The following is a 26,774-nucleotide window of genomic DNA, read 5'->3' as shown; positions in this document are numbered from 1 at the left end:
CATTTTTAGCCCTTTGTCAACGATTTGAAGCCAGCTTTTTCTTATGAATCAGTATCCATATGCATCCCTGTATGTGCCTTTACTTGAATTTCCGTAAAGGTGTCTTCATCTGCTTTTTCAGAAGAGAAGATCGTGCCTAAGTAGGCGGCAAGGAATCCGAGCGGAATCGAGATAATGCCAGGGTTCGACAGAGGGATGAGCGGATCTCCTGTAAAGATGGCTGCTCCCGATGGGTCCCAGACGCTTGGGCTGAGCGAGACGATGATCAGTGCGCTCAGCAGACCTACTAAGCTCCCTGCAATGGCACCCGTAGAATTAAATCGTTTCCAAAAGACAGTGAAGATAATCAATGGTAAATTTGCACTTGCTGCCACTGCGAAGGCAAGTGACACAAGGAAAGCGACGTTTAACGATTGGGCGAATAATGCTAGAATAATAGAAAGAATGGCCACGCCGATAGAAGCAAAGCGTGCCGCCTTCACCTGTTCACGTTCACTCGCTTTTCCTTTGCGGATAATCTGGCTATAAAAGTCATGAGCAAAGGCAGACGCGGCGGATAAAACGAGACCGGTGACCACTGCCAGTATAGTCGCAAAGGCAATAGCGGAAACAAAGGCAAATAATAAATCTCCCCCCAGTGCCTGTGCAAGCAGTGGCGCTGCCATGTTTCCTGCTGCATCGGCTGCCGTAATTGCATCTGTTCCGACAAAAGCAGCGGCACCGAAGCCGAGGAAAACCGTCATTAAATAAAAAATCCCGATGATCCACGTAGCAGATAGAACAGATTTACGCGCAGAAATGGCATCCTTTACTGTATAAAAACGGATCAAAATGTGCGGCAAACCTGCTGTTCCAAGCACAAGTGCAAGGTTCAGAGACAAGGTCTCTAAAGGCACATCATATTTATTTCCCGGGTGAAGAAAAGCTTCACCAAGCGGGGTCGCTGTTTTCATCTGTTCAAACATCTTCAGCAGGCTAAAATCAAACTTGGCAAACACAAGCAGCGAAATAATCAGCGTGCCCAGCATGAGAAGCACAGCTTTCGTGATCTGTACCCAGCTGGTTGCGATCATGCCGCCAAACACGACATAAATGGTCATCAAGACACCTACGATCAGCACCGCAATCCAGTAATCAATGCCAAGAAGCAGTTTGATTAATGCACCTGCCCCAACAAGCTGTGCAATCATATAAAAAGTGGAAACCGTGATGGTGTTAAAAGCAGCCACGCCTCGAATAGCAGGGCGTTTGAATCGTGCAGCAATCATATCAGCCATCGTATATTTTCCTAGATTTCGAAGCGGTTCAGCCACGACATAAAGGACGACAAGATACGCTACAAGAAAACCAATACTATAGAAAAAGCCGTCAAATCCATTTAAGGCGATCATGCCGGCGATCCCTAAAAATGAAGCAGCAGACATATAGTCCCCGGCAATGGCAAGGCCGTTCTGAAACCCAGTCAGACCGCCGCCTGCGGTGTAAAAATCACTCGCATTGCTTGTTTTTTTCGCAGCAAAATACGTGATGACCAATGTGAGCCCTACGATCGCTATGAATAAAATAAAAGCGGTCATACTCATTCGTCATCACCTCTAGATTCGGTTTTTAAAGCGCTTACATATTTGTCGAACTGAGCTGCTTTTTTTGCATAAAGCCCACATAAAACCCATGTCATCACAAATTGCGTGAGGGCAAATAACCAAGCCCACGTGATCGCTCCAATTGCTGGCGTGTTCAAAAAGGTGAAGTAGGATGTAGCAACCGGAAGTGAAAAGTAAAAGAGAAAAAAGAAAATCGTCATCGGTACGATAAATCTGCGTTTTTCCTCAAGAAGTTTTCGAAAATCCTTTGAAGCGGCAACCTTCTTATAATGAACGTTTTTGTCTGCCATTGTTTCCTCCTTTGTACGAATTAGGGACAAGGTACTCCAATGCATATGAGACGATCTGGTTGTTTATGACAGTATATCATAAAAAAGGCACCCGAAAAGGGTGCTTTCTACCGATAATGCGCAAGAAATGTTTGTCTTGCTTTTTCATATGCTTCTGCATCAAAATGATCTCCGCATTTGTGAATACACCAGGGCTCCACTTGCCTTGCAATCCCAACCTCATATCCCTGCTGTGCAAACTCAAAAGACTGTGACACATCATAAAAATGAAAGCCGTCTAAAAGATCCTCACGCCACTTGATATCATATTGTGTTGCCATAAAAAGACCGTCAATAGCAGAAGCTTTGATATAACCTTGGGTTTCTGTCTGTGGATGACCAGATTCAAACGTTAGCAGCTGATAGGTGTCGTGCCGATATTCAATGACTTTCCCTCTGCAATCATGGCTCTCCCACCAGATCCCATTGTCTGGCACACTTTCTGCACCTATTACCCCAAGTATGCCAAGTGACGGATTTTGCAAGAAAAGTGGAATCAGCTCGAGAAGCATATGCTGTTTGACGATGAGTGTATCTTGATGAAGATAAATTTTAAACTGTGCAGGATGAGTGAGAGCTTCATTGTATCCAGAGGCCATACTTGATGCATGTCTAATGGGCAAAACCTCTACATGATACCCGTGCGGAGCAGGAAGTGAAGCGAGCTGCCGGAAGCAAGCTTGAAACATCGACTCATCATTTACACATAAAACAAATAAGATGGTGGGGCTACTCATTGAGTTGAACCGCCTCAACCACGTATTGATAGGCTGTCGCTGCCTCGTTAAAATCAAAACGGATGCCATGTTTTACGAGTAATTCATGTAGATCATTCATGACGCCCGTATAGGAAGGGTGTTGTACACGAATGGTTTCAAGCTCACGAACATGAAACCCGGCTGACTGAAAGAGGGCATGAATTTCGTGAAGGGTAAAGAAGCGTAAATGTGTTTGATCCATTAATCCTGCATCTGTATAAGAAAATCTCCCAGCCAGTAATTCTAAAACCGTTGAAATATGACCAATATTCGGAATGGAAGACAAGATGGCCCCTTCCCTTTTTAGAAAGGGTTTGACCTTTTTTAAAACGGCCCAAGGGTCCAATAAATGTTCAAGAACATCTCCGAAAATGATGCAGTCAAATTGTTCATGCTGATAAGGCAGCGCCATCTGTTCAATATTGCCGCATAAAACATGATCCAGCGCTTTCTCAGCCTGCTTTGCCGCATCTTCAAAAGATTCAATTCCATATACAGTACGGTCTTGTTGTTTTAAGACTTTGCCAAGCTGGCCTGTGCCGCATCCGATATCCAAGATAGACGTCCATTCCTTGCGAATACGATGGACAATCACAGGGTTCACACCGTGATAATATTGATCCTTCTTTTGATGATAATAAGATAGGGAATCTGAACTCACGCGCCACCCACCTTTCTTCTTTCTTATGTCTTATGCTTAATATATGGGTGGGGAGCTTGGTTTTATAACGAAATGGGCAATTTTCATGAATGATAGCTAAAAAGGGGTCATATAAAGAACAGGGAACGGACTGTCCTCCTAAAAATAGAAAGACAGAACCCCATTGAGTGGAAGGGATTGGTATGATGAGGTGTTCAATTATTGTAGCGTATCGTCATGAAAGGATGTTTAAAAGGTCAATTGACAGGTTAGAACTTTAGCCAAAGCAATCTGAAAGACAAAGGATAACGGCGTTGATTACGGTTTGTTTATCATCTTCTGATCACCGTTGGATGTTAAAAAAGCTTGTATTTCCTCGATGCCTAGTCCAATTTTTTTCGCTTCTTGAATCAAATAAACCCACTCTTCGTCAACTCTTCTTTTCACTTGCGTATCCATAATATCCTCCAGTTCAATAAGACATATTCATCTGCAACCAATGACTTGAACAAACCGTCTAGTAACTGTACGTGTATGTGAATGGAGTACAAAAATAGATTTTTGTCGAAAAATGATGACATTTAACCTATTTTGTAAAATCTATCACCTACCACGTCCCTAAAAAAATGACTAAAAAACCCATAAATATTGAATTCTTACTTCTCATAATAAACAATTGTAAAGTCAGTTAAAAGATTATAAATTAAAATAATGATAAAGACCTAAATCATTTGACTCATATAAACCCATAAGGTTGACATATGCCATCAGCGAGAACAAATTTCATCTTTACAGGACGCACATATTGTTCGTTTGGGAAGTTCTTCTTAAGATGGTATTCTAAAAGAAACAGAATTCACCAAGAAGGAATGAAGAAAGACATGTATAGCCTTTTTCAAAAGTATCAAGAAGTTGTCATGTATCTGATCATGGGTGTGTGTACAACCATTGTCAACATAGTCAGCTTCTATTTATTCGTTGAGATGTTTTTTATGGATTACAAAACAGCAACGGTTGTTTCATGGGTATTTGCTGTGCTCTTTGCTTATATCACCAATAAGAAGTATGTCTTCAAGCAAAAGGCTCGTGACACAAAAAGCCTGATGCGTGAGCTTTCTTCATTTTTTAGTGTCCGTCTCATGTCTCTAGGTGTAGATCTGGGGCTGATGATTTTATTTGTGAGCCAAATGGCGCTCAACGAAACCGTCGCAAAAATTCTTGTTAACTTTGTGATTGTCGTGGTCAATTATGTCGCCAGTAAATGGTTCGTCTTCAAGAAAACAAAAGAAGATGCGATTTAACACATGAAAAAGATAGGTGATGTGAAATGAGCAGCAGGCCAGACGAATTATATGATGCCATATATCAACAAACAGAAAAGCAGCATGAACAAGTGTTGAGGCTAGTCAAAGAAATGACCGCACATCCAGAAGCATTTTCTGAACAAGAAAAGGAAAAGATCAACCGAATGGACATTGCGCTTCAAACGGCATCGGACATTTTAGAAAATTTAATGACCCCTGATACGCAAATGACCATTGTTTTAAGACAAGGGAGAATTCGTGTTGACCTGACGAAAGCGTAAAAGAAGCAGCCAATTGAAAAGCGGCTGCTTTTTATTATGCATCGCTTGTTTCCCGGAGTTGCTTTGGAGACATGCCGATTTTCTTTCGAAAGACTTTATTCAAGTAATTCGCGTTTCGGTAGCCGCACTGTATGGCGATTTCTTCAATCGAGTATTTCGTTGTTTTCAGTAACGTTTCCGCCTTTTCTAAACGAATATTGGTTAAATAATGAATCGGTGTGAAGCCAGTTGCCTTTTTGAATTCCCTCGTAAAATGACTTTTGGATAAACGTGCCGCAGCTGCCATATCGTCAGGCCCAATCTCCTCGTGAAAATGGTGGCTTGCAAATAAGGCCGCTTGGACGATGGGCTCAGGCCATTTCTCCATTTGTCCCTCAAGCTTTGGCAAATATGAATACAGTTCCATGACAAATTGATAAGCAAGGCTAGACCCCTCAAATGGATTGGTAATCCGTCTTTCACTGGCTTCATCATAAATCTTCTTTAGCAGGCGGATCGGTTTGGAATTCGGATGAAAACGCATGACCTGCTTTCCTTGATCGATAAATTGATCAAAGCAAAGGTTACAGGCTTCCCCATAAAGTGTTAAATAGAGAAATTCCCAATGTTCACTGTCTTCTGGAAAATAGTATTGATAAGCACTGGGGCTTTTCACCAGAAAGGCCTGTCCAGGCAATACTTTGAATCGTTTCTGTCCGATTTCAATCATGCCGTGTCCAGACAGTGTGAGCTGAAAGATGCACTTGCCCTGATCCTTCCGCTCTACGCCATTCCAGCTGTATAACGAGGATGATTGAACTTCCCAGCCAACAGACCAGATTTGGGCCGGCAATGTCACATCAGAATGGTGAAAACGAAATGCAAATGCTTCCTTCTTCAAATTGGAAACCCTCCTTCACAGCAAAAAACAACCTTTTTCTATTTTGAATCATGTTACACCTCATATCACATCGTACCATTCACAGCAAAAAAAGGGTATTTTTTAACGATTTTTTTACCATTGAACTTCAGCTGACGGGGCAACTAAAATAAGATTATCAGAAGAGAAAAGGGGAATGGATATGATCGACACATTAAGAGCAGCATTTCACCAGCAATTTGGAGATCAGGAAGAACTCCGCTATTTTTTCGCCCCAGGCAGAGTCAATCTGATTGGTGAACACACAGATTATAATGGGGGCCATGTCTTTCCATGTGCACTCACCCTTGGTACATATGCTGCGGGAGCAAGACGATCAGATGGACGCGTCAGAATGTATTCCTTGAATTTTGAAGAAGAAGGTGTGAAAGAGTTCGACCTTTTTGAAATCGCTTTCTCAGAATCGGACGGCTGGGCGAACTATCCGAAGGGAGTATTCCAACAGTTTATCGAAGCAGGCATGGATGTGAAAGAAGGTTTTGATATTGTGTATGCTGGCAATATTCCAAATGGCGCAGGTCTGTCATCCTCTGCCTCTATTGAGCTCGTCACGGCTGTCTTGATCAATGAATGGTCATCATTCGGCGTAACGCAAATCGACCTAGCCCTTCTTGCGCAGCGTGCTGAAAATGAGTTTATTGGCGTGAACTGCGGCATTATGGATCAATTTTCAATTAGTCTTGGAAAAGATGGTCACGCTATTTTGCTCAATTGTGACACACTTTCCTTTGAATACAGCCCATTTCGGCAAGAGGGTCTGGCACTTGTCATTGCCAATACAAATAAAAAACGAACACTTGCAGATTCCAAATACAATGAACGCCGTTTAGAATGTCAATCTGCTTTAAACGATCTTAGAAAAGAATTAGATATCGGTCATTTATGTGAGCTCACGGAGGATGAATTCGCTAAGCATGAACATTTGATACAAGATGAAACGTGTAGAAAACGTGCAAGACATGCCATCACGGAAAACGAGAGGACCATGAAAGCAGTAAATTTTCTGAAAGATGATAAAATGGAAGAACTAGGTGCACTCATGAAGGCATCTCACCTTTCTTTAAAGAATGATTATGAAGTCACTGGGCTTGAGCTAGATGCACTGGCTGAAGCCGCATGGCAACATCCAGGGACGATTGGTTCGCGTATGACAGGTGCTGGCTTTGGGGGCTGTACCGTCAGCATTGTGAAAGAAGAGCTGCTGGACTCATTTATAGAAGAAACAGGTGCGATTTATCAAGAAAAAACAGGCATTCAAGCCTCTTTTTACACAGCTGGAATTGGAGGCGGCGCTAGAGAATTAACGAAGGAGGAATTTTGATGGCAATTTTAGTATGTGGAGGAGCAGGTTTTATTGGCAGTCATGCGGTAGCGGCTCTTTTGGCTAAAGGAGAACAAGTGGTGATTGTGGATAATTTGCAGACAGGTCATAAAGAGGCAGTCGTAAAGGGTGCCGTATTAGAAGAGGGGGATTTAAGGGATCACGCTTTTTTAAGACGTGTTTTTCAAACACATGACATTGAAGCAGTCATGCACTTTGCGGCAGATTCACTTGTTGGAGAAAGTGTAACAGACCCACTGAAGTACTATGACAACAACGTCGGAGGGGCAACGGCTTTACTTCAGGTGATGAATGAATTTGATGTGAAACGCATTGTATTCTCTTCAACTGCTGCGACATATGGTGAACCAAAGCGTGTACCGATCGTTGAAACGGATGAGACGAACCCAACAAATCCTTATGGGGAAACAAAGCTCGCGATTGAGAAAATGCTGAAGTGGTCTGAGCAGGCATATGGTATTGAATATGTTGTGCTTCGCTATTTTAATGTAGCCGGTGCTCATACAGAAGGGATTGTCGGTGAAGATCATCAGCCAGAAACGCATTTAATCCCGATTATTCTACAAGTGGCTTTAGGAAAGCGTGATCAAATCATGATTTACGGTGATGATTATGAAACAGAGGATGGCACATGCATTAGAGACTACATTCATGTCATGGATTTAGTAGAGGCGCACATTCTAGCGGTTGAGCGTCTGCGTGAAGGAAAAGGAAGTGCGACGTACAACTTAGGGAACGGCACAGGATTCTCTGTGAAGCAGGTCGTAGAAGCTGCAAGAGAAGTGACAGGTCATGCCATTCCTGCACAGGTGGCAGAAAGACGTGCGGGTGATCCAGCTAAGCTGATTGCTTCATCAGAAAAAGCGCTGAAAGAACTAGGATGGAAGCCGCAATATGCAGATCTCCACACCATCATTCAAAGTGCATGGGATTGGTTTCAGAAACATCCAGATGGCTATCAAAGTGAGTAACGTGTAGCAGGCAGGGGAGGAGACAAAGGGAATGGCGATTGATATTTTTGAAAAGCTAGAACAGCTGATTCAATATGGGGTTAATAAAGAGCTGATATCACCACTAGATATGGATTATACAAGGAACCGGCTGCTAGAGGTGCTTGGTCTCGATGATGCTGAGGCAAGAACAGTCTCAGGAGACAGCGACCTTGAAGATATTTTAATGCCGATGCTCGATTGGGCAGTTGAAACAGGTCTTATTCCTGACGGGACAGATACGTATCGTGATTTATTAGATGCCAAAATCATGGGCTGCTTGGTGGCGCCTCCGAGTGTCATCTATGCAAAGTTTGAAGAGAAACGCAAGCATTGCGGACCAAAGGCAGCGACAAGCTGGTTTTATGAAATGCAGCAGCATGCCCACTATATTCATACAGGCAGAATCGCCAAAAATGTGCAGTGGTTTACACCGACAGAAGATGGTGAGCTTGAGATCACGATTAATCTATCGAAACCGGAAAAGGACCCAAAAGCGATCGCTGAAGCCAAAAAGCTTAGTCAAAAGCAATATCCTCTTTGCCTCCTTTGTAAAGAAAACGTTGGGTTTGGGGGACGCATCAATCACCCAGCAAGACAGAATCACCGGATTATTCCGGTGACACTTACAAATGAGTCGTGGTTTATGCAATTCTCGCCGTATGTGTATTACAACGAACATTGTATTGTGTTCAAGGGCGAGCATGAACCAATGCAGATATCTAAAAAGACCTTCGAGCGTCTGCTTTCCTTCATATCTATATATCCGCACTATTTCATAGGATCAAATGCTGATCTTCCCATTGTTGGAGGCAGCATATTAAGTCATGACCACTTTCAAGGTGGTGCTCATGAATTTCCGATGGCGAAAGCAAAGATGGAAGAAGTGTTTTCTCTCGAAAAGTTTCCGAGGGTGAAGGCGGGTATTGTGAAATGGCCGATGTCAGTGATCAGGCTTCAAAGTAGCGACCAGCAGACGCTTGCGGAGGCAGCGGATTTTATATTACATGAGTGGAAAATGTATTCAGATCCAGAAGCGGGGCTGTTCTCTCATACAGGAGAGACCCCGCACAATACCATTACACCAATTGCACGCCGTCATGGGGATGAGTACGAATTAGATCTCGTGCTACGAAATAACCGTACAGACAAGCAGCACCCAGGCGGAATCTTCCACCCGCACAAAGAAGTTCATCATATTAAAAAAGAGAATATCGGTTTAATTGAGGTTATGGGTCTCGCCGTGCTTCCTGGAAGATTAGCAGCGGAATTAAGCCTGCTAAAAGCGGCGTTGCTATCCAAACACCCTCTTGAAGAAATCAAAGCCTGCCCGTCTATCATGAAGCACGAGTCATGGGCAGAGCGTCTGATCGAAGAGAATACCTTTACGAAGGACAACGTAGAAGCCATTTTACAAAAAGAAATCGGCCTCATTTTTTCTCGTATACTCGCGCAGGCGGGTGTGTTTAAAAGAACAGAGCAAGGGAAAACAGCATTTAAACGTTTCATTCAAACACTCCATACAGGCAGGTGATGAGTTGATGATTGAACAGGTAAGAACTTTAATGGAAGAAAAGCAACTCGACGGTGTTCTGATTCAAAAGCGTAATAACTTTTCTTGGCTTACAGGAGGAAGAAGAAACCACATTGTGTTAAACACGCCAGAGGGCGTTTGTCAGCTACTTGTGTTGAAAGACGATATTGTCCTAGTTGTGAATCAAATGGAAGAAAAACGAATCATTGAAGAAGAAATGGCGTATTTTGACCATCCCTTTCAAGTCGTCACAATGGATTGGTTTGAGGATGAGACTCCTTACATTCAAACACTCATAAAAGACAAACGAATTGGTGCGGACATTCAAATGGAAGGAGTGGAATGGATCGAACCCGATTTGTCTCGTGTTCGATCGATCCTTTCAGCGCCACAGCTCAGCCAATACGAAACCCTTTGTCATGACACTGCGGTTATTGTAGAAAGTGTCTGTCAAGAAATCGTTCCAGGACAGACGGAGCATGAAATTGCTTCGCTTGTTGCTCAAAGAGCGATCGGGCAGGGAATGACGATAGAAGTGCTGCTTGTGGCAACAGATGACCGGATTCATCAATATCGCCACCCGATCCCAACAGAAAAAGCACTTCAAAAGCATGCACTGGTTGTCCTTTGTGCTGAACGGCATGGACTCGTGGCAAATGTCACAAGATCCGTTTACTTTGGACAGCTACCAAAGGAGCTTGAAGAAAACAAGGAAAGGCTTGCGCGAATCGACACGGTCATGAATGCGGCTACTCGTCCAGGGAACACCATTGGAGATGTAATGAAGGCCGGCATTGCTCAATATGAAAAAGAAGGATTTCCTGATAGCTGGAAAAAGCTTCACCAAGGTGGCAAGACTGGATTTGTGTCTAGAGAGATCATTGCAGTTCCTACATCGGTGGAAGAGATCCAGCTTCATCAAGTATTCACTTGGAATCCTTCCTTACCAGGATTGAAATCAGAAGATACGATGGTCGTCGAGAAAGAGGGGAATCGCTTTTTAACCTATACAGGCAAGTGGACGTATATAGACATAGAACATGAAGGAAGCATCTATAGACGACCAGACATTTTGGTGAGAGACGAATAATGAGAAGCCGGCGATGAGCCGGTTTTTTGCTGGAAGTCTTTAGTGAGTTTCCACTCATTTATCACCATTACCAATCATTACAGCGCATAGGGGGAGGATCGATACTTTCTTTTCTTGTCGACTTGCGTTAAAATGAGTAAGGTTTTTGTTAAATATGGGGATACCTGTTTTAGAATTGTTTACCTAGATAAAATTTCATAAAGTTAAATTGAAATTTGACCAAACTTTTTTATTGTGGTAAACCTAAATTTGACAAAGTTCTTGATTGTTTGTCCTTTGCCTTCAACTCTCAACTTTTCAAATTCCTAGAAATTTATTGTGTGTGCAATAATATAAATTTATGGCGAATTTATGACATTTCAATAGAAATCTGTTGAAAAATAAATGAACTTTTGAAAAAAGGGGAGCTAACTCCAACAGATTTTGATAGCATTACAAAGGGAAGAAAAGTTTTCGAAGGCAGATGGCTTTTCACAATTATTCAGCAATTTATACATTATTTAAGGAAGGATGGTGATCTTCTTGTTCAGAGCCATTAAACCTATGCTTTTATTAGCGATGCTCGTGAGTGTTTTTGTATTAGGAGGTTGCAGCAATATCGCTGTTTTAGATCCTAAAGGACCAGTCGCAGCACAACAAAAAGACTTAATCCTTTTATCTATTGGATTCATGCTCTTTATCGTTGGTGCGGTATTTGTACTGTTTACCATCATATTGGTTAAATACCGTGAGCGTAAGGACGTTGGAAACGCCTCTTATAACCCAGAACTACACGGGAATACGCTTCTAGAAGTTGTCTGGACAGTGATCCCAATATTAATCGTTGCTGCCCTTTCAGTTCCAACTGTAAAAACCATTTACTCTTTGGAAGAGGCGCCTCAAGCAACAAGTCATAAAGATCCACTTGTCGTTTATGCTACAGCAGTTGATTGGAAATGGATCTTCAGCTATCCAGAGGAAAATATTGAAACAGTGAACTACTTAAACATTCCAAAAGATCAGCCGGTTTTATTCAAAATCACTTCCGCTGATACAATGGCATCTCTATGGATTCCTCAGCTAGGCGGGGAGAAGTATGCGATGGCTGGAATGGAAATGGAACAATATCTTCAAGCTGATGAAGTAGGCACATATGAAGGAAGAAACGCCAACTTCACAGGCGAAGGCTTTGCTCAGCAAAAATTCAAAGTCAATGCGATGACGCAGTCTGACTATGATAAATGGGTAAATAAAACGAAAAAAGAAGCACCAAAGTTAACGAAGAAAACGTATGACTACTTGATGCTTCCTGATGCTGCAGATGTGCAGACATTCTCATCAACACATTTATCTTTTGCGAAGCACGGAGAGGATTCTGAATATGCACTCCAAGCACGCAAACGTTTAGGTTACCAATCAGTTTCTCCGCATTCCAAGACAGATCCTTTCGAGAATGTGAAGAACTATAAAAGAAAACTAGAAAACGAATAAACTGACTAAGGAAAGGAGGAGGCCGTTATGCATTTAAAATGGGATGAGTTTTTTGTAACTGGAGACCCATTAATTCTTGGTGCGCAAATTTCTATCGCTCTTACTTCCATTGCCATTGTGTTTGTTTTAACCTACTTCAAAAAGTGGAAATGGCTCTGGAAAGAATGGCTGACATCAGTTGATCATAAAAAGCTTGGAATCATGTATATCCTTGCTGCTGTGATTATGTTCTTCCGCGGTGGGGTAGACGGACTGATGATGCGCGCGCAGCTGGCGCTTCCTAATAATACGTTTTTAGATTCAAACCACTATAATGAAATTTTCACAACGCATGGTACGATCATGATTTTATTCATGGCGATGCCATTCTTAATTGGTTTAATCAACGTCGTGGTTCCTCTTCAAATTGGTGCACGTGACGTTGCATTCCCGTATTTGAACAACTTGAGCTTCTGGACATTTATGGTCGGAGCAATGCTGTTCAACATTTCCTTCGTTATTGGAGGATCACCAAGTGCAGGCTGGACGAGTTACATGCCGCTCGCCGGAAATGATTTCTCACCAGGACCTGGACAGAACTACTACTTGCTCGGGCTCCAAATTGCAGGTATTGGTACACTAATGACAGGTATTAACTTCATGGTGACCATCTTAAAAATGCGTACAAAAGGTATGACGCTTATGCGTATGCCGATGTTTACATGGACAACATTGATCACGTCTGTCATTATCGTTTTCGCATTCCCTGTTTTAACAGTTGCTTTAGCACTTATGACATTCGATCGTTTATTCGGTTCAGCATTCTTTACACTCGAAGCGGGCGGTATGCCAATGCTTTGGGCGAACCTTTTCTGGATTTGGGGACATCCTGAGGTATATATCGTTATCCTGCCGGCTTTCGGTATTTTCTCAGAAATCTTTGCGACGTTCTCAAGAAAGCAGTTGTTTGGTTACAAAGCGATGGTTGTATCGATTGTGGCAATCTCTGTTCTTAGTTTCCTTGTGTGGGTTCACCACTTCTTTACAATGGGGAACAGTGCAGCGGTTAACTCATTCTTCTCGATCACAACAATGGCCATTTCTGTACCAACAGGTGTGAAAATCTTTAACTGGCTCTTTACAATGTATCGAGGCCGTATCAGTTTTACATCCCCAATGCTTTGGGCACTTGGTTTCATCCCGAACTTCGTAATCGGTGGTGTGACTGGGGTTATGCTTGCGATGGCAGCTGCGGATTACCAGTACCATAACACGTACTTCTTAGTATCCCACTTCCACTATGTATTAATCGCAGGTACTGTATTTGCTTGTTTTGCAGGTCTTGTTTTCTGGTATCCGAAAATGTTTGGTTACAAGTTAAACGAGCGAATCGGCAAATGGTTCTTCTGGGTATTCATGATCGGATTTAACATCTGTTTCTTCCCGCAGTACTTCTTAGGACTGCAAGGAATGCCAAGACGTATTTATACGTATGGACCAGAAGATGGCTGGACTGCACTAAACTTTATTTCAACAATTGGTGCATTTATGATGGGTATCGGATTCATCATCCTTTGCTATAACATTTACTACAGCTGGAGACACGCGAAACGTGAAGTGTCTGGAGACAGCTGGGGAGAAGGACGTACGCTTGACTGGGCGACATCTTCTGCAATTCCGCCGCATTATAACTTTGCAGCACTTCCAGAAGTGACGTCACCAGATGCATTCCATCATTGGAAGCAAAACAATGTAGACGTTCATCCTGAAAAAGAATTCAAGAAAATTCACATGCCGCACAATTCAGGCAGACCGCTGATCATGTCTGCATTCTTCGGACTTGGTGCATTCGGTCTTGTATTTGAATGGTACTGGATTGGCGTTATCGGCTTAATCGGTGTATTCGCAACAATGATTTTACGTTCATTTGAATATGACGATGGCTACTATATTCCTGTTGAAGAAGTGATTGAAACAGAGAAAAAGAATAAGGAGGCGCAGAAGTAATGGGACATAATGATAGCAGCTATGCAAATGCACCGCTTGAATATCAGTCTGAAACAGGACGTTTAAACATCCTTGGTTTCTGGATATTCCTTGGCGCGGAAATCGTGTTATTCTCAACACTTTTTGCGACCTACTTTGTTCTTCATGGCAGAACAGCTGGCGGCGTTTTGCCAGCTGAGCTATTTGATATGAAGCTTGTATTGATCATGACATTCCTGCTATTGGTGAGTTCATTTACATGTGGGATTGCCGTTCATGAAATGCGCCGTGGAAGTACAAAAGGGGTTGTCATTTGGACGATTCTGACACTGCTTCTAGGTGCAGGCTTCGTTGGTTTTGAGATTTTCGAATTCTTCCATTATGTACATGAGGGTGCGAGCATCCATACAAGTGCATACTGGTCTGCATTCTTTGTTCTTTTAGGAACTCACGGATTACACGTATCCATCGGTATCTTCTGGATTACGGGCGTCTTGTTCCAAATTAAAAAACGTGGATTAACACCACAAACAGCAGCGAAGATCTTTATCTCAAGTCTATACTGGCATTTCCTTGATGTTGTATGGATTTTCATCTTCACAGCTGTGTACTTGATCGGATTAGGGGGGCTTTTGTGATATGGCTGGAAAAACACATTCCTCAGCAGAGCACGAACACTTCCCTTGGAAACACGTAGTCGGCTTCATTCTCTCCATTGTGCTAACCATCTTAGCATTCTGGATTGCCATCGGAGCTGAAATTGGCAGTTCTGCAAAACTATGGATTATCTTTGGTTTTGCCTTCATTCAAGCATTCTTGCAGCTGTTCATGTTCATGCACATGACAGAGAGTGAGAACGGGACTGTTCAAGTCGGAAATACTTTGTTTGGTCTATTCTGTGCGATCATTTTCGTCATCGGGTCTGTTTGGATCTTCGCGGCTCACTACAGCCACGGAGAGAACAGCAAAGACGGTTATTCACCATCTGCGCCAAAGCAGTCTGAGCATTCAGAGAAATAATAAAAAACCACTCATCTTTCATAGGTGAGTGGTTTTTATGCTGATTGTGATAACGCTTCCAATTGATGATGAGATATCTATCTGCTGCTGAATCTTTTGCGAATGAATGGAAGTCCATAGATGAGGAAAGCTGCAATGTGAGCCAGAATCACGTTAATGGCAAAGAATGCGATCATGAAGGTATGTCCTGCTGGAGATAAACTACTTGTCATGTAAAGACCGAAGAAAATCCACATAATCATGATGGGTGGAATAGATGCTAATGCAATCTTTCTGTTTTCCAACCATAAAAACAGGGGTGTAGCTGTTGCAATACATAGGTACGCAAAGAACATATCCATCGTATCCAACTCCTTTGTAAGTTGATGTTCAATTCAAATGAGAGGTCAGGATGTAATTGTGTCTGTTTTTAGGAGATATTGTGAACATTTTGTTACAAATATTATACCACAATTGACTTTGAAGTAAACTCAATAATTGGAAAATGGGCCTTATTCCGCAGAAATTGTTTTTTTTTCTTATACCTCAGTTAAGCTTATGCTGGCAAGATGTGCACCTTTCATATCGCCACATAAGTCATTGAATTTTCCCCTTAAAATCTGTAAAATAATCTTTTTAAAGGACTTATGATCGGTTGTCATGATAGAGTGGAAAGGAATTTTTTCCTATTGTTAGGATGAAAAGTATTTCATTTTTTGAAATTAGAATGGAACCTTTCAGGTGTCACTTCCGTCATATTTAAGGTGAGTTGCTTTTGTGAAAATTTCAATCTAATATAAATAAGGGCTTTTATGTTTTGTAATAAGGGTGGTTAGTTCATGAACAAGCAGAATACATCTCCTTACTATCAAGGAGATTTGATTTTTATATTTTTAGCCTTCTTTGCCATCAGTGTCATCGCTATTTATGCTGCGGGACAGTTTGGGCAATATGGATCTAATGCATGGACCAGACAGATCATTTACTACATGGTCGGGGTCATCTGTATTGTGGCTATTAATTACTTCGATCTGGAACAATTAGAAAAGTTAAGCCTATATATTTTTATAGGCGGCATTATGCTCTTAATTCTTTTAAAAATTGCTCCTGCACAAATTGCAGGTCATGATTTTGCTCCAATTAAAAATGGTGCAAAAAGTTGGTTTGTGTTACCGGGAATTGGAACATTTCAGCCTTCAGAGTTCATGAAAATTGGTTTGATTATGATGCTCGCCTCTGTCATTGGGAAGGCAACCCCAAGAGGAAAACGAACATTAGAAGATGATATTTTCCTACTATTAAAAATTGCCGGCGTGGCTGCTGTACCAGTCGGACTCATCTTTTTGCAAGATGCAGGTACGGCTGCGGTATGTATGTTTATTGTCGTTGTCATGGTCTTTTTATCAGGGGTCAACTGGAAATTGATCTCTCTCATCGGTTCAGTGGTTGTGCTCTTAGTTGCCGCTGTGTTAGCCGTGATTATTCTATTCCCTGATTTCGCACAAAAGATCGGGATTCAGCAGTATCAGATCAACCGGATTACCGCTTGGCTGCCTGATAGTTCTTCGACAGCCAACCAAGCCCAGACACAGGATGCGTCTGGATCGGATAAATATCAAGTCGAGCAAGCCATTATGGCAATTGGGGCAGGACAAATTTTCGGGAACGGTGTTAAAAACTTAAAAGTTTATGTTCCAGAAGCACAGACAGATATGATTTTCTCTATCATAGGGGAAGCCTTTGGTTTTGTCGGCTGCGCATTTGTGGTGATCATGTTCTTCTTCCTGATTTACAGGCTTGTTGTGTTGATTGACCGTATCCATCCTTATAGCCGGTTTGCGTCATTTTTCTGTGTAGGATATACAGCATTGATTGTCATCCATACATTCCAGAACATTGGCATGAACATAGGCGTCATGCCTGTAACGGGGATACCACTCTTATTCATCAGCTTCGGGGGAAGCTCTGTTTTATCAGTTCTGATTGGATTTGGTATCGCCTATAATGCAAGTGTTCAGTTAACGAAATATCAAAGTTATTTATTTAAATAAAACGGGTAAAGGGCAGTCTAAGCGTAGGCTGCCTTTTTGTCGTGAGTTCTAACTTTTGAAAAGCAATGTTCATTTGACTTATGATAGTAGGAGTGAAGGAGGTCTTCGAATTGAATAAAACGATAGAAACCATCTTAAATCATCGGTCCATCCGTTCGTTTACAGATGAGCGTCTGACAGACGAAGAAGTGCTGACACTTATCAAAAGTGCGCAGGCTGCTTCGACATCAAGCTATGTACAGGCGTATAGTATCATTGGTGTAACAGATCAGAAGAAGAAGGCGAAGCTTGCTGAACTGGCTGGAAATCAGCCATACGTTGAGAAGAATGGGCATTTTTTTGTTTTTTGTGCAGACTTGAAACGCCACGACTATATCGCAAAAAAAGCAGGGAAAAACCATCAAGAAGCGCTTGAGAATACTGAAGCCTTTCTTATCAGTGTGATTGATGCGGCGCTCGCTGCGCAAAATGTCAGTGTCGCAGCAGAATCTATGGGACTTGGCATCTGCTATATCGGCGGACTGCGTAATCAGCTGAAGGAAGTATCAGAATTACTTGAAACGCCTTCCTATGTGCTGCCGCTATTCGGCCTGGCCATAGGACATCCTGCCAATCCATCATCTCAAAAGAAACGGCTGCCCGTTGAGCTGATCTACCATGAAAACACATATCAGCAAGACGAAGCTCATGTGGATCGTTATTTAAAAGAATACGATGATCGTATTTCATCATATTATGAAGAACGAACAAACGGTGAGAGAAAAGATACATGGTCTGAGCAAATGCTTCGAGGCTTTAGCCAGCCAAAACGTGCCTTCCTCGGAGATTTTGTGAAAGAGAAGGGCTTTAATCGAAAATAAATCAGGAAATCCCCCTTTCGAGTGAGAGAGGGGGATTTCTGTAAGAGGTGCGACATCATGAAATTAAGTATACTGGATCAATCTCCTTTGATTGGAGATGCGACCCCTGCTGAGGCGCTGAAGCAAACAGTCGAGCTGGCGAAGCAGGCAGAGAAATGGGGTTATCATCGATTTTGGGTATCAGAGCATCACTTTTCAAACCGGCTCGCAGGATCGAGTCCAGAGGTGCTTCTCGGTCATTTATCAGCTGTGACGTCACATATCCGTATTGGTTCAGGTGGCGTCATGCTGCCCCACTACAGTGCCTATAAAGTAGCAGAGAACTTCAGAGTGCTCGAAGCCTTGGCTCCGGGCAGAATTGATCTTGGCATTGGACGTGCTCCTGGAGGTATGCCGATCTCCTCCATTGCCCTTCATCATGGAGAACGGAAGCGACTTGGTGATCAATACCCTGAGCAGGTAGAAGAATTAAGGGTGTATTTACATGATTTAGCCGATGAATTTTATCCGCTGCCTCACCTGACCGCTTCTCCGAAAGTAGATACTGCCCCAGAGGTATGGATGTTAGGTTCCTCTGGAGGAAGTGCACGGCTTGCCGCAAAAGCAGGTGCAGGCTATACGTTTGCTCTTTTCATTAATGGAGAAGGCGGAGAAGACTCTGTGTCGCAGTATATCAACCGATTTGAACCTTCAGAATTTGGTGCTGAGCCGCGTGTCAGTCTTGCGGTCTTCGTTTTATGTGCAGAAACAGAGGAACAGGCAGAAAAATTGGCTGTTAGCTTAGATTTATCATTATTAGCTAACGAACAAGGACAGAACCTTGGCGGCTTTCCTTCATTTGAACAGGCAAAGGACTATTCCTACAGTCCATATGAACAAAAACGAGTAGCAGCCAATCGACAGAGAATGGTTGTTGGCACACCATCTTCTGTGAAGCAGCAGCTGACAGCACTCGCAAAGGTGTATCGTACAGATGAAGTGATCGCTGTGACCATCACACATCACATGCAAGACCGTCTCACATCGTATCGTTTATTAAAAGAAGCTTTTGACGCATAACGTATGTAAATTTACCGTCTGCGCAGCCAATAAAAGGGATAGAGGAGCATCATGGTGAGAATAAAGGCAGCTGTCACCGCCAAGCTAAGCGGATAAATGCAGGTGGTATAGACAGTCAGTTCACATGCTTGATGAAAAGGACGAGGCTGTTTTGCATGTAAAAAGGTAAAAAAATAAACCAAGGTGATCGTGAGAAAAAAAGCCGTCATAAAAGAAACGATCCATAGCAATATCAACATGAATTTCTCTTTCCTCCATACATGATAGAAAAGCCTTGTTGAGCTGATGGGCTCATACAAGGCTTTTTATGTGATTCTTGTTTATTCAGGATAAATATCGAATGGTTCTTTCGTTTGAACCGTATCTGATTTGCCTTTCAGGCTCGCATACGCAAGCATTGTATACTCACCTGCTTCTAACTTCTGTCCTTTATTGATCGTGCCATTCCATTTCACACGATGCTCTCCTTTATCAACATGTTGATAAACTCCTGCTTCACCTAAATACTCTCCATCTGTCGAGTAGACGAGGAATGCAAGATTTTCAGCACCGCCTGGGAGATAGCTGCTAATGACATAGCTTCCAGCACGGTTATCCGGCTCTACGGAAACCGAAGTGACGCGCGGGTAATCAGGCTCTTTTACAATCAATAAAGTAGGGATTTCAGTGACCTTTCTGCCATTTTCGCGAATGGTGATACTGCCTTGGTACGTTCCTTTTTTCGTTTTTCCATAATTCACTTGTACTGCGGAAGTAAAGGACCCTGTGGAATTCCCTTTTACTGTGATTTTTTTCGTGCCGTTTGTGCTAATGCCGTTGCCATCGAACTTGTAATCAATGGTATAGGTTTTCGGTGCTTTTGACAGGTTTTCTACTTTGAACTTCTTCGTTTTGATTTGAACGCCCTTTTCTTTTAAGAAAGTGCCGTACGAATAGCTTGCATCAGACACAATAGAAGACGCTTGAAGTGATTCGATGATTCGAACGCTGCCTGTGCCCTGCGTATTGTGAGGGAACGGGCTGCCATTTGGGTCATACAATGTTTCTGCTGTATTCATCATCAGCGCTTTAATTTGCTCTGTAGAATACGATGGTTTTGCTTGTTTAATAATCGCTGCTACTCCGGCTACATGAGGAGATGCCATGCTTGTTCCTTGCTTCGATCCATAGCCGTATGGCTGAGAAGGATCGTGTGTCGGAATGGTGCTGACAATACTCACGCCAGGTGCTGAAAGATCTGGTTTGATCATCCACGTATCGACAACAGGTCCGCGAGATGAGAAGTCAGCGACTTGTTCACTTAACTCTTTCACAAATTGAATCGAGAAAGTCGTTGTATTGTTACCAGCCTCAATGGCTTTAACAAGCGCTGTTCCTTCCGCTTTTGAAAGCTTAATCGTCGGAAGGGCCAGACCTGGTACATCCACAGGGATTTCTCCATCGGTATTGTTGTACATGACAACGCCAATCGCACCAGCAGCTTTCGCATTGTCCACTTTATCAACAAAGGCAATGGCTCCACGTTCAATCACTGCCACCTTTCCTTTGACATCGATGTTTTCAAAAGCTTTTTCGTCACCGATGCCTGCTTGGACGAGTGTGACTTGTTTTTGGTCAAGTGCTTTTAAATCATTTTCTTGATAGTAGCCCATCACTTTTGCTGTTGAATAGTTCGGGAATTTCACGTTGTATAGACTGTACGGAAGCTGAGTGGCTCCGACAGAAATAGCATCTCTTGATGTCCCAGGAGATCCAACGGTCCAGCTGTTTGGCCCGCTGTTTCCATTTGATGTGACAGCGACAACCCCTTCTGACATAGCCCAATCAAGTGCGATGCTTGTTGCATAATCAGGGTTATTCACACTGTTTCCAAGAGAGAGGTTCATGACATCGGCTCCGTCAGTGACAGCCCGGTCGATGCCTGCTAGGACATTTTCAGTTGTTCCTGATCCGCCTGGTCCAAGGACACGGTAGGCGAGAAGGGTAGCATCTTTTGCGACACCTTTAATTTGTCCATTTGCCGCAATTGTTCCTGCGACGTGTGTACCATGATCTGTCGATTCGCCTCTAGGATCTCCTTTTGGTGTTTCTTGTGGAGAATAGTCATTATCAACAAAGTCATAGCCTTTGTATAATCCGAAGTTTCCTTTTAAATCAGGGTGGGTATAATCTACTCCAGTATCAATGACAGCGACTTTTACTCCTTTTCCAGAGTAGCCGGCATCCCAAGCTTTTGGTGCACCGATAAATGGGGCGCTTTTATCCATGAGTGGAGAGACATCCTCATTTGGAAGCTGGACGCTTTTCTTTTTCACTTCATCTGTTTGATATGTAACATCCGGATAAACGGCTTTTACTCCGTCAACTGCGAGTAGTTTCGGGATTTCGTTTGCAGGAAGTTTCATAGAGAAACCAGAGAAGACTTTTTCATATTCTTGATGAACACTCGCTTTATCTAGCTTTTTGAGTGCTGCATTCTTTACTTTCGTTCGAGATTTTTTGAGGGAGGCCTTTGTTTGTGCTTCGCCTTCTTGCTTGGCTTCAACTAAGGATTTTTCCTTTAATTCAACAATGACAGTGGTGTGTTTTCTAGACTTAACATTGATTTCGCCGAAGATTTCTGCTTTTTCCAGTTCCACCTGTTTGTTCGATGGAGCGGCAGCAGCCTGACCTGAAAAGAATGTGGATAAGGTAAAAATAGTGGAGAACAATAGAACAGAAGAACGAGAGATTACTTTTTTCAATTAATTTTCCCCTTTCTAGCTGTGTATTTAGGGAGATAGCCTTTCTTTTTGTGGATAAATAGGAAAGATTCACTGCCCGTTATTAAGTATTCCATACGATGAAACCAATTCCTTTACTAAAATGGTCTTATTTTACATAGTCATAAAGAACTATTTTGTTTATAAAGTCACACTTATGCACAATAATCTGTTGATAACTCGATTATTCAGATATATATATGGAAAATAAAAAAATCTCATACACAAAATCTAGTAAGAGGGTGTTGATATGTGGATAAACCCTGTTGATAAGATGTGCTTATCTTTGGGATAGTGTGTGTATAAAATTTTCATAGAAACATTGTGGAACATGATCATCTTCTGCACTTTTCAACAAAACTTCTGAAAACTAGTTCGTTTTTTCACCCAGATTGTGACAAACCTCTCTTTTTTCTCGGGATATGATAGGAACAGTTAATTTGCTAGAACTGCTAGATTCTAAGTAAATCGGAGGGATGTTCAGTGAAGAAATGGAAGAACTGGTTGAGTGTATGGTTTGGTTTTGTGATGAATGTGCTTGTGAATCCTGGTGAGCTGCTGAAGAAGCAAGGGGTGAAAGTGGCAGCAGTGGATGGAGGATTCTTTCTTGCGGTGAATGAGAGAAAGCTAGAGAAACTGGCAGATGAAAAGAAGAAGAAGCGCAGGATAGAAAAGCCGTTTCAAGAAAGTCTGATGATGCTTTATGAAAAGACAACGAGAGAGGCTCGTGCCGGTCCGTTCTTATCTTTACAGAAAAGTTGAAACAGGGTAAAATCCCACATAAGACACGTTATCTGTGGGAGAGGATGCCCCTTGAAGATATATAAAATATTGAATAACAATGCAGTGGTTGTAAAGGAGGGTGATCAGGAGAAAATTGTGATGGGGCCCGGAATTGCTTTTCAGAAGGGGAAAAATGACGTCGTTCCCGTTCAAAAAATAGAGAAGATTTTTGTTGTGCGTGAAGAAAATGAGAAATTCAAACAAATTCTTGCGACATTGCCAGAAGCGCATATTGAGGTGGCAGAGCATATTATTAGTTATGCAGAGGGTGAACTCATGATGCCGCTCAGTGATCATATCCACATTTCACTGACAGATCATTTATCCTTTGCCATTGAACGCGTTCAAAAAGGCATTGTCTTATATAATAAATTGCTTGGTGAGATCAAAGTCTTATATAAGCAGGAATATGATATTGGAAAGTATGCCATTCGTTATGTAAAGGAGCGGCTTGGGGTTGACCTGCCGGACGATGAGGCAGGGTATGTGGCACTTCATATTCATACGGCCAAAATGAATACGGAGTCCATGAAGAAGACGGTCAAATACACAACGATGATCAAAGAAATGATCGAGCATATCGAAAGCGTTTTTGAGCGCTCGATTGATGAGGATAGTATTTCATATCAGCGGCTTGTGACACATTTGAGGTATGCATTAGGCAGGTTGGAATCGAATGAAGCATTTCAAATCATGGACGATGACATGCTGACTTTTATCCAAACAAAGTATGATTCGGCTTACCGGTGTGCACTTGGACTGGCTGATTTGCTGAAAAAAGAATATGGACTTCATCTCCCTGAATCGGAGATCGGCTACATCACGCTGCATGTCCAGCGTCTGCAGGATGCCGAATTGGTGTAAAGGTTGTGCCTGTCCGCAGGCTTTTTTTTATGCACACTACTCTAATTAGTGTATATGGGTCATTTGATTCGAAAAAATAGGTTGACGCAGGTCACGCTCTTATACTATGATGAAAGCGTAATCAAAAACTAATATTGTGGGATTGTGACTGTCAGGCAGGCAAGACCTAAAATTTGCGTAACGAGGGGACGTGTATGTCCTTTCATCGTTGGTGAATTTTAGGTCTTTTTTGTTTTAAAAAAGGGGGAGACAACATGGATTATCAAAAAACAGCCAAAGAATTAACAACATTATTAGGCGGCAAAGAAAATGTCATTAGCGCAACACATTGTGCCACACGACTCCGATTGGTGATGAAAGATGAGGCGTTGATTGACAAAGATGCCATTGAAGAACTTGAGGGTGTGAAGGGTGCCTTCTCAAGCTCGGGTCAATTCCAGATCATATTTGGAACAGGTTCTGTCAACAAAGTATATGAGCCTTTTGCGCGTGAGACGGGTCTTGAGGCAAACGACGAGAATCAAAAACCTGCCAGCCATGATGAAGCCGTGAAGCAAAAAATGAATCCACTTGCACGTTTTGCCAAGACGCTATCGAATATTTTTGTACCAATTATTCCAGCGATTGTAGCAAGCGGTTTATTAATGGGCCTATTAGGCATGATGAAAGCCTTCAAATGGGCTGATCCAAGCTCTGCCATCTTCCAAATGCTAGATATGTTCTCAAGTGCTGCCTTTATCATTTTACCGATTTTAATTGGGGTTAGTGCAGCCAAAGAGTTTGGTGGAAATCCATATTTAGGAGCCGTCATTGGGGGCATTATGATTCACCCGAGCTTGCTGAATCCATGGGGACTGACAGACGCAAAACCAGAATATATGCATCTATTCAACTTTGATATTGCGCTTCTTGGTTACCAAGGAACGGTCATTCCCGTGTTATTAACTGTGTATATCATGTGCGTGATTGAAAAGAATTTAAGAAAAGTTGTGCCGAACAGTATTGATTTACTTGTGACGCCGTTTGTGACGGTGATTGTGACTGGATTTGTGACGTTTATTGCTGTAGGACCGCTAGGGAGAATGCTTGGTACAGGGATCTCGAATGCACTCACTTATGTTTATGACCATGCAGGATTCTTAGCTGGACTGATTTTCGGAGGCGCTTATTCTTTAATTGTACTGACAGGTGTTCATCATAGCTTCCATGCGATTGAGGCAGGACTTCTGAATGATATTGGACGGAATTATTTGCTGCCGATCTGGGCCATGTCTAACGTCGCTCAAGGCGGAGCTGGGCTAGCGGTCTTTTTCTTAGCAAAGCGTGCAAAAACAAAAGAAATTGCATTACCAGCAGCATTTTCTGCTTTCTTAGGTATTACAGAGCCGGTCATATTCGGTGTGAATCTTCGTTATCGTAAGCCATTTATTGCTGCAATGATCGGAGGCGCATTAGGCGGGGCGTTTGTCGTCTTCACGAAGGTAGCCGCCAACGCTTATGGTTTAACAGGGATTCCGATGATTGCCATTGCAGCCCCATTTGGTTTACAAAATGTGGTAAATTATGTTATTGGTATGTTAATAGCTGTTGCTGTTTCATTTATTCTTACCATCATCTTTAAAGTCAAAGAAGTCGAAAAATAATCAAGGAGTGGTCACAGTGATGACAACAACGGACGCAGCACTTCGTCAAAAGGTAACAGATCGTATTCGAAACTATGAGCATTTGGTGAAAAAAGATGTGTACCGTCAGAACTTCCATTTAATGCCGCCAGTCGGTCTTTTAAATGACCCGAATGGATTGATTCAGTGGAAGGGAGTCTACCATGTGTTTTATCAATGGCAGCCATTTAAAACAGGACATGGGGCAAAATTCTGGGGTCACTACACATCAACCGATCTAGTGAATTGGCAGCATGAAGAGGCTGCCCTCACGCCAAGTGATTGGTTTGATCAGAATGGATGTTATTCTGGCAGTGCAGTCATTGATGATGGTCGTATGTATGTGATGTATACCGGAAATGTCCGTGATGAGCAAGGAAATCGTGAGACATATCAATGTTTAGCTGTGTCAGAGGATGGGATTCATTTTGAGAAAAAAGGTGTCGTGGCGACTTTGCCAGCGGGATTCACTGCACATTTTCGTGACCCGAAGGTGTGGAAGCGGAATGGAAAGTGGTACATGGTCCTTGGAGCACAAAGTGAAGATCTCAAAGGACATCTTGTCTTATTCACATCTGATACATTAGACAATTGGACGTTTCAAGGCATTATTGCAGGCAGTGGAAAGAATGGTTTAGATCATTTCGGATACATGTGGGAATGTCCAGATCTGTTTGAATTAGACGGTCAGGATGTATTGATCGTGTCACCACAGGGGCTGAAGCCTGATGGATTCAAATACAACAATACACATCAATCTGGTTATTTTGTTGGTACATTGGATGATCGTACCTACCAATATACGCATGGAGCGTTTGAGGAGCTAGATCGTGGCTTTGACTTTTATGCACAGCAGACTTTCCAAGATGAATCGGGTAGACGCATTTTAATGGGATGGATGGGTGTACCAGATCAAGGGGAAGAGCATCATCCAACCATCTCTTATCAATGGATCCATTGCTTGACGATTCCGAGAGAGCTTCGTTTAGATGATGAAGGACGTCTTATTCAACAGCCGGTAAGTGAACTTCGATCTATGCGGACAAATGAGCAGGAGCATGTTTTTCACGTTAAACGATCTGTTCATTCCATTCCTGTTGAAGATTTGACGAGCGCAGAGGTATTCATTGATCAAATTGAAACACAAAAAGGGTTTGAATGCTGTATCCGTGCTGCTGCTCGTATCATTTATGATAAAGATGAAGGCAAACTAACGTTAGAGCGAGATCGATTTGAAGATCGAACAAAGGAAGTTCGTGAAGTAGAAATTGAGGAATTACAGGATTTGCATATCTTTATTGATGCATCATCGATTGAGATTTTTGTCAACGGAGGCCGGGAAGTATTTACTGCACGTTACTTTCCTTCCCCGGGAAATAAATCAATCTCCATCAGTGGTAGAAATGAAACGAAGCTTAAATTGAAGACGTGGCATTTGCAAAAAGAAGCAGATCATTGATCTGCTAAACAAGTAGAGAAAATGTCTACGTCTGCTACGCCTTGGTTAATT

At 42.4% G+C, this 26,774-nt stretch carries 26 protein-coding genes; 17 read left to right on the top strand and 9 right to left on the bottom strand.

Annotated features, from left to right (window positions below; all coding sequences use genetic code 11):
* Positions 1-41: 41 nt before the first annotated feature.
* The 5 genes from ACSBQP_RS12395 to ACSBQP_RS12375 all read right to left on the bottom strand — a co-directional run bounded on the left by ACSBQP_RS12395 (position 42) and on the right by ACSBQP_RS12375 (position 3,790).
* The gene (locus ACSBQP_RS12395) at positions 42-1,583 is read right to left on the bottom strand and encodes a solute symporter family protein (RefSeq protein WP_331832159.1); all 1,542 of its coding nucleotides are present in this window, start codon (positions 1,581-1,583) and stop codon (positions 42-44) included.
* The gene (locus tag ACSBQP_RS12390; RefSeq protein WP_025208191.1) at positions 1,580-1,894 is read right to left on the bottom strand and encodes a DUF485 domain-containing protein; all 315 of its coding nucleotides are present in this window, start codon (positions 1,892-1,894) and stop codon (positions 1,580-1,582) included. The genes ACSBQP_RS12395 and ACSBQP_RS12390 overlap by 4 nt, the downstream gene beginning before the upstream one ends.
* 107 nt (positions 1,895-2,001) lie before the next feature.
* Positions 2,002-2,670: a glycosyltransferase family protein gene (locus tag ACSBQP_RS12385; protein ID WP_435028451.1), complete on the bottom strand. Its 669-nt coding sequence runs from the start codon at positions 2,668-2,670 to the stop codon at positions 2,002-2,004.
* The gene (locus ACSBQP_RS12380; protein ID WP_025208188.1) at positions 2,663-3,352 is read right to left on the bottom strand and encodes a class I SAM-dependent methyltransferase; all 690 of its coding nucleotides are present in this window, start codon (positions 3,350-3,352) and stop codon (positions 2,663-2,665) included. Before ACSBQP_RS12380 ends, ACSBQP_RS12385 begins: the two co-directional genes overlap by 8 nt.
* 297 nt (positions 3,353-3,649) lie before the next feature.
* Positions 3,650-3,790: an anti-repressor SinI family protein gene (locus tag ACSBQP_RS12375; protein WP_008345506.1), complete on the bottom strand. Its 141-nt coding sequence runs from the start codon at positions 3,788-3,790 to the stop codon at positions 3,650-3,652.
* Positions 3,791-4,200: 410 nt separating this feature from the next.
* On the opposite strand from ACSBQP_RS12375, the gene ACSBQP_RS12370 reads away from it, so the two are divergent.
* Positions 4,201-4,632 (top strand): GtrA family protein, encoded by a 432-nt coding sequence (locus ACSBQP_RS12370; RefSeq protein ID WP_435028450.1) that lies wholly within the window; start codon positions 4,201-4,203, stop codon positions 4,630-4,632.
* A 26-nt stretch (positions 4,633-4,658) separates the two neighbouring features.
* Positions 4,659-4,916: a hypothetical protein gene (locus ACSBQP_RS12365; protein ID WP_035389883.1), complete on the top strand. Its 258-nt coding sequence runs from the start codon at positions 4,659-4,661 to the stop codon at positions 4,914-4,916.
* Positions 4,917-4,950: 34 nt separating this feature from the next.
* Here ACSBQP_RS12365 and ACSBQP_RS12360 read toward each other — a convergent pair whose 3' ends face one another.
* Positions 4,951-5,796 (bottom strand): AraC family transcriptional regulator, encoded by an 846-nt coding sequence (locus ACSBQP_RS12360; RefSeq protein WP_035389881.1) that lies wholly within the window; start codon positions 5,794-5,796, stop codon positions 4,951-4,953.
* A 181-nt stretch (positions 5,797-5,977) separates the two neighbouring features.
* Between ACSBQP_RS12360 and ACSBQP_RS12355 the strand changes: the two genes are divergently transcribed.
* The 8 genes from ACSBQP_RS12355 to qoxD all read left to right on the top strand — a co-directional run bounded on the left by ACSBQP_RS12355 (position 5,978) and on the right by qoxD (position 15,245).
* Positions 5,978-7,156, top strand: a complete 1,179-nt coding sequence (locus ACSBQP_RS12355; RefSeq protein ID WP_052320560.1) for a galactokinase — start codon at positions 5,978-5,980, stop codon at positions 7,154-7,156.
* On the top strand, positions 7,156-8,148 hold the full coding sequence (gene galE / locus ACSBQP_RS12350; RefSeq protein WP_024719494.1) for a UDP-glucose 4-epimerase GalE: 993 nt from the start codon (positions 7,156-7,158) through the stop codon (positions 8,146-8,148). Before ACSBQP_RS12355 ends, galE begins: the two co-directional genes overlap by 1 nt.
* Before the next feature lie 31 nt (positions 8,149-8,179).
* Positions 8,180-9,700: a UDP-glucose--hexose-1-phosphate uridylyltransferase gene (gene galT / locus ACSBQP_RS12345; protein WP_435028449.1), complete on the top strand. Its 1,521-nt coding sequence runs from the start codon at positions 8,180-8,182 to the stop codon at positions 9,698-9,700.
* Positions 9,701-9,707: 7 nt separating this feature from the next.
* Positions 9,708-10,790, top strand: coding sequence for a M24 family metallopeptidase (locus tag ACSBQP_RS12340; RefSeq protein ID WP_098680504.1), 1,083 nt, complete (start codon positions 9,708-9,710; stop codon positions 10,788-10,790).
* 513 nt (positions 10,791-11,303) lie between these two features.
* Positions 11,304-12,260: a cytochrome aa3 quinol oxidase subunit II gene (gene qoxA / locus ACSBQP_RS12335; protein ID WP_089374137.1), complete on the top strand. Its 957-nt coding sequence runs from the start codon at positions 11,304-11,306 to the stop codon at positions 12,258-12,260.
* 27 nt (positions 12,261-12,287) lie between these two features.
* Positions 12,288-14,246 (top strand): cytochrome aa3 quinol oxidase subunit I, encoded by a 1,959-nt coding sequence (qoxB, locus tag ACSBQP_RS12330; RefSeq protein ID WP_008345496.1) that lies wholly within the window; start codon positions 12,288-12,290, stop codon positions 14,244-14,246.
* Entirely contained in the window at positions 14,246-14,863 is a 618-nt protein-coding gene (gene qoxC / locus ACSBQP_RS12325) for a cytochrome aa3 quinol oxidase subunit III (protein WP_007497820.1), read from the top strand. Before qoxB ends, qoxC begins: the two co-directional genes overlap by 1 nt.
* A gap of 1 nt (position 14,864) precedes the next feature.
* Positions 14,865-15,245: a cytochrome aa3 quinol oxidase subunit IV gene (gene qoxD, locus ACSBQP_RS12320; RefSeq protein WP_007497818.1), complete on the top strand. Its 381-nt coding sequence runs from the start codon at positions 14,865-14,867 to the stop codon at positions 15,243-15,245.
* 77 nt (positions 15,246-15,322) lie between these two features.
* On the opposite strand, the gene ACSBQP_RS12315 is transcribed toward qoxD, so the two are convergent.
* On the bottom strand, positions 15,323-15,586 hold the full coding sequence (locus ACSBQP_RS12315; RefSeq protein WP_008345491.1) for a spore morphogenesis/germination protein YwcE: 264 nt from the start codon (positions 15,584-15,586) through the stop codon (positions 15,323-15,325).
* A gap of 477 nt (positions 15,587-16,063) precedes the next feature.
* Between ACSBQP_RS12315 and ACSBQP_RS12310 the strand changes: the two genes are divergently transcribed.
* The 3 genes from ACSBQP_RS12310 to ACSBQP_RS12300 all read left to right on the top strand — a co-directional run bounded on the left by ACSBQP_RS12310 (position 16,064) and on the right by ACSBQP_RS12300 (position 19,194).
* Positions 16,064-17,275 carry an FtsW/RodA/SpoVE family cell cycle protein gene (locus ACSBQP_RS12310; RefSeq protein WP_008345489.1) on the top strand — a complete coding sequence of 404 codons (1,212 nt, stop codon included), beginning with the start codon at positions 16,064-16,066 and terminating at the stop codon, positions 17,273-17,275.
* A 110-nt stretch (positions 17,276-17,385) separates the two neighbouring features.
* Complete coding sequence (nfsA, locus tag ACSBQP_RS12305) at positions 17,386-18,135, top strand: oxygen-insensitive NADPH nitroreductase (protein ID WP_048001148.1); 750 nt, start codon at positions 17,386-17,388, stop codon at positions 18,133-18,135.
* Between the two features lie 54 nt (positions 18,136-18,189).
* Positions 18,190-19,194: an LLM class flavin-dependent oxidoreductase gene (locus ACSBQP_RS12300; RefSeq protein WP_048001221.1), complete on the top strand. Its 1,005-nt coding sequence runs from the start codon at positions 18,190-18,192 to the stop codon at positions 19,192-19,194.
* A gap of 11 nt (positions 19,195-19,205) precedes the next feature.
* Here the strand turns inward: ACSBQP_RS12300 and ACSBQP_RS12295 are convergent, their stop codons facing one another.
* Positions 19,206-19,433: a hypothetical protein gene (locus tag ACSBQP_RS12295; RefSeq protein ID WP_008345482.1), complete on the bottom strand. Its 228-nt coding sequence runs from the start codon at positions 19,431-19,433 to the stop codon at positions 19,206-19,208.
* Positions 19,434-19,514: 81 nt separating this feature from the next.
* Complete coding sequence (locus ACSBQP_RS12290) at positions 19,515-21,938, bottom strand: S8 family peptidase (protein WP_048001147.1); 2,424 nt, start codon at positions 21,936-21,938, stop codon at positions 19,515-19,517.
* A gap of 501 nt (positions 21,939-22,439) precedes the next feature.
* On the opposite strand from ACSBQP_RS12290, the gene ACSBQP_RS12285 reads away from it, so the two are divergent.
* The 4 genes from ACSBQP_RS12285 (at position 22,440) to ACSBQP_RS12270 (ending at position 26,723) form a co-directional block, all read left to right on the top strand.
* The gene (locus ACSBQP_RS12285; protein WP_008345478.1) at positions 22,440-22,718 is read left to right on the top strand and encodes a hypothetical protein; all 279 of its coding nucleotides are present in this window, start codon (positions 22,440-22,442) and stop codon (positions 22,716-22,718) included.
* 51 nt (positions 22,719-22,769) lie between these two features.
* Complete coding sequence (locus tag ACSBQP_RS12280; protein WP_026050173.1) at positions 22,770-23,603, top strand: PRD domain-containing protein; 834 nt, start codon at positions 22,770-22,772, stop codon at positions 23,601-23,603.
* A 254-nt stretch (positions 23,604-23,857) separates the two neighbouring features.
* A complete protein-coding gene (locus tag ACSBQP_RS12275; RefSeq protein WP_017360129.1) occupies positions 23,858-25,246 on the top strand; it encodes a sucrose-specific PTS transporter subunit IIBC in 1,389 nt (462 codons plus the stop codon).
* 19 nt (positions 25,247-25,265) lie between these two features.
* Entirely contained in the window at positions 25,266-26,723 is a 1,458-nt protein-coding gene (locus tag ACSBQP_RS12270) for a sucrose-6-phosphate hydrolase (RefSeq protein ID WP_098680506.1), read from the top strand.
* Positions 26,724-26,774 lie beyond the last annotated feature (51 nt).

This window comes from Bacillus sp. G402 (assembly GCF_051172515.1).
Lineage (GTDB): Bacteria > Bacillota > Bacilli > Bacillales > Bacillaceae > Bacillus > Bacillus altitudinis.
The sequence above is the reverse complement of the archived record's forward strand: the minus strand, read 5'-3'. Positions and strand labels throughout refer to the sequence as shown.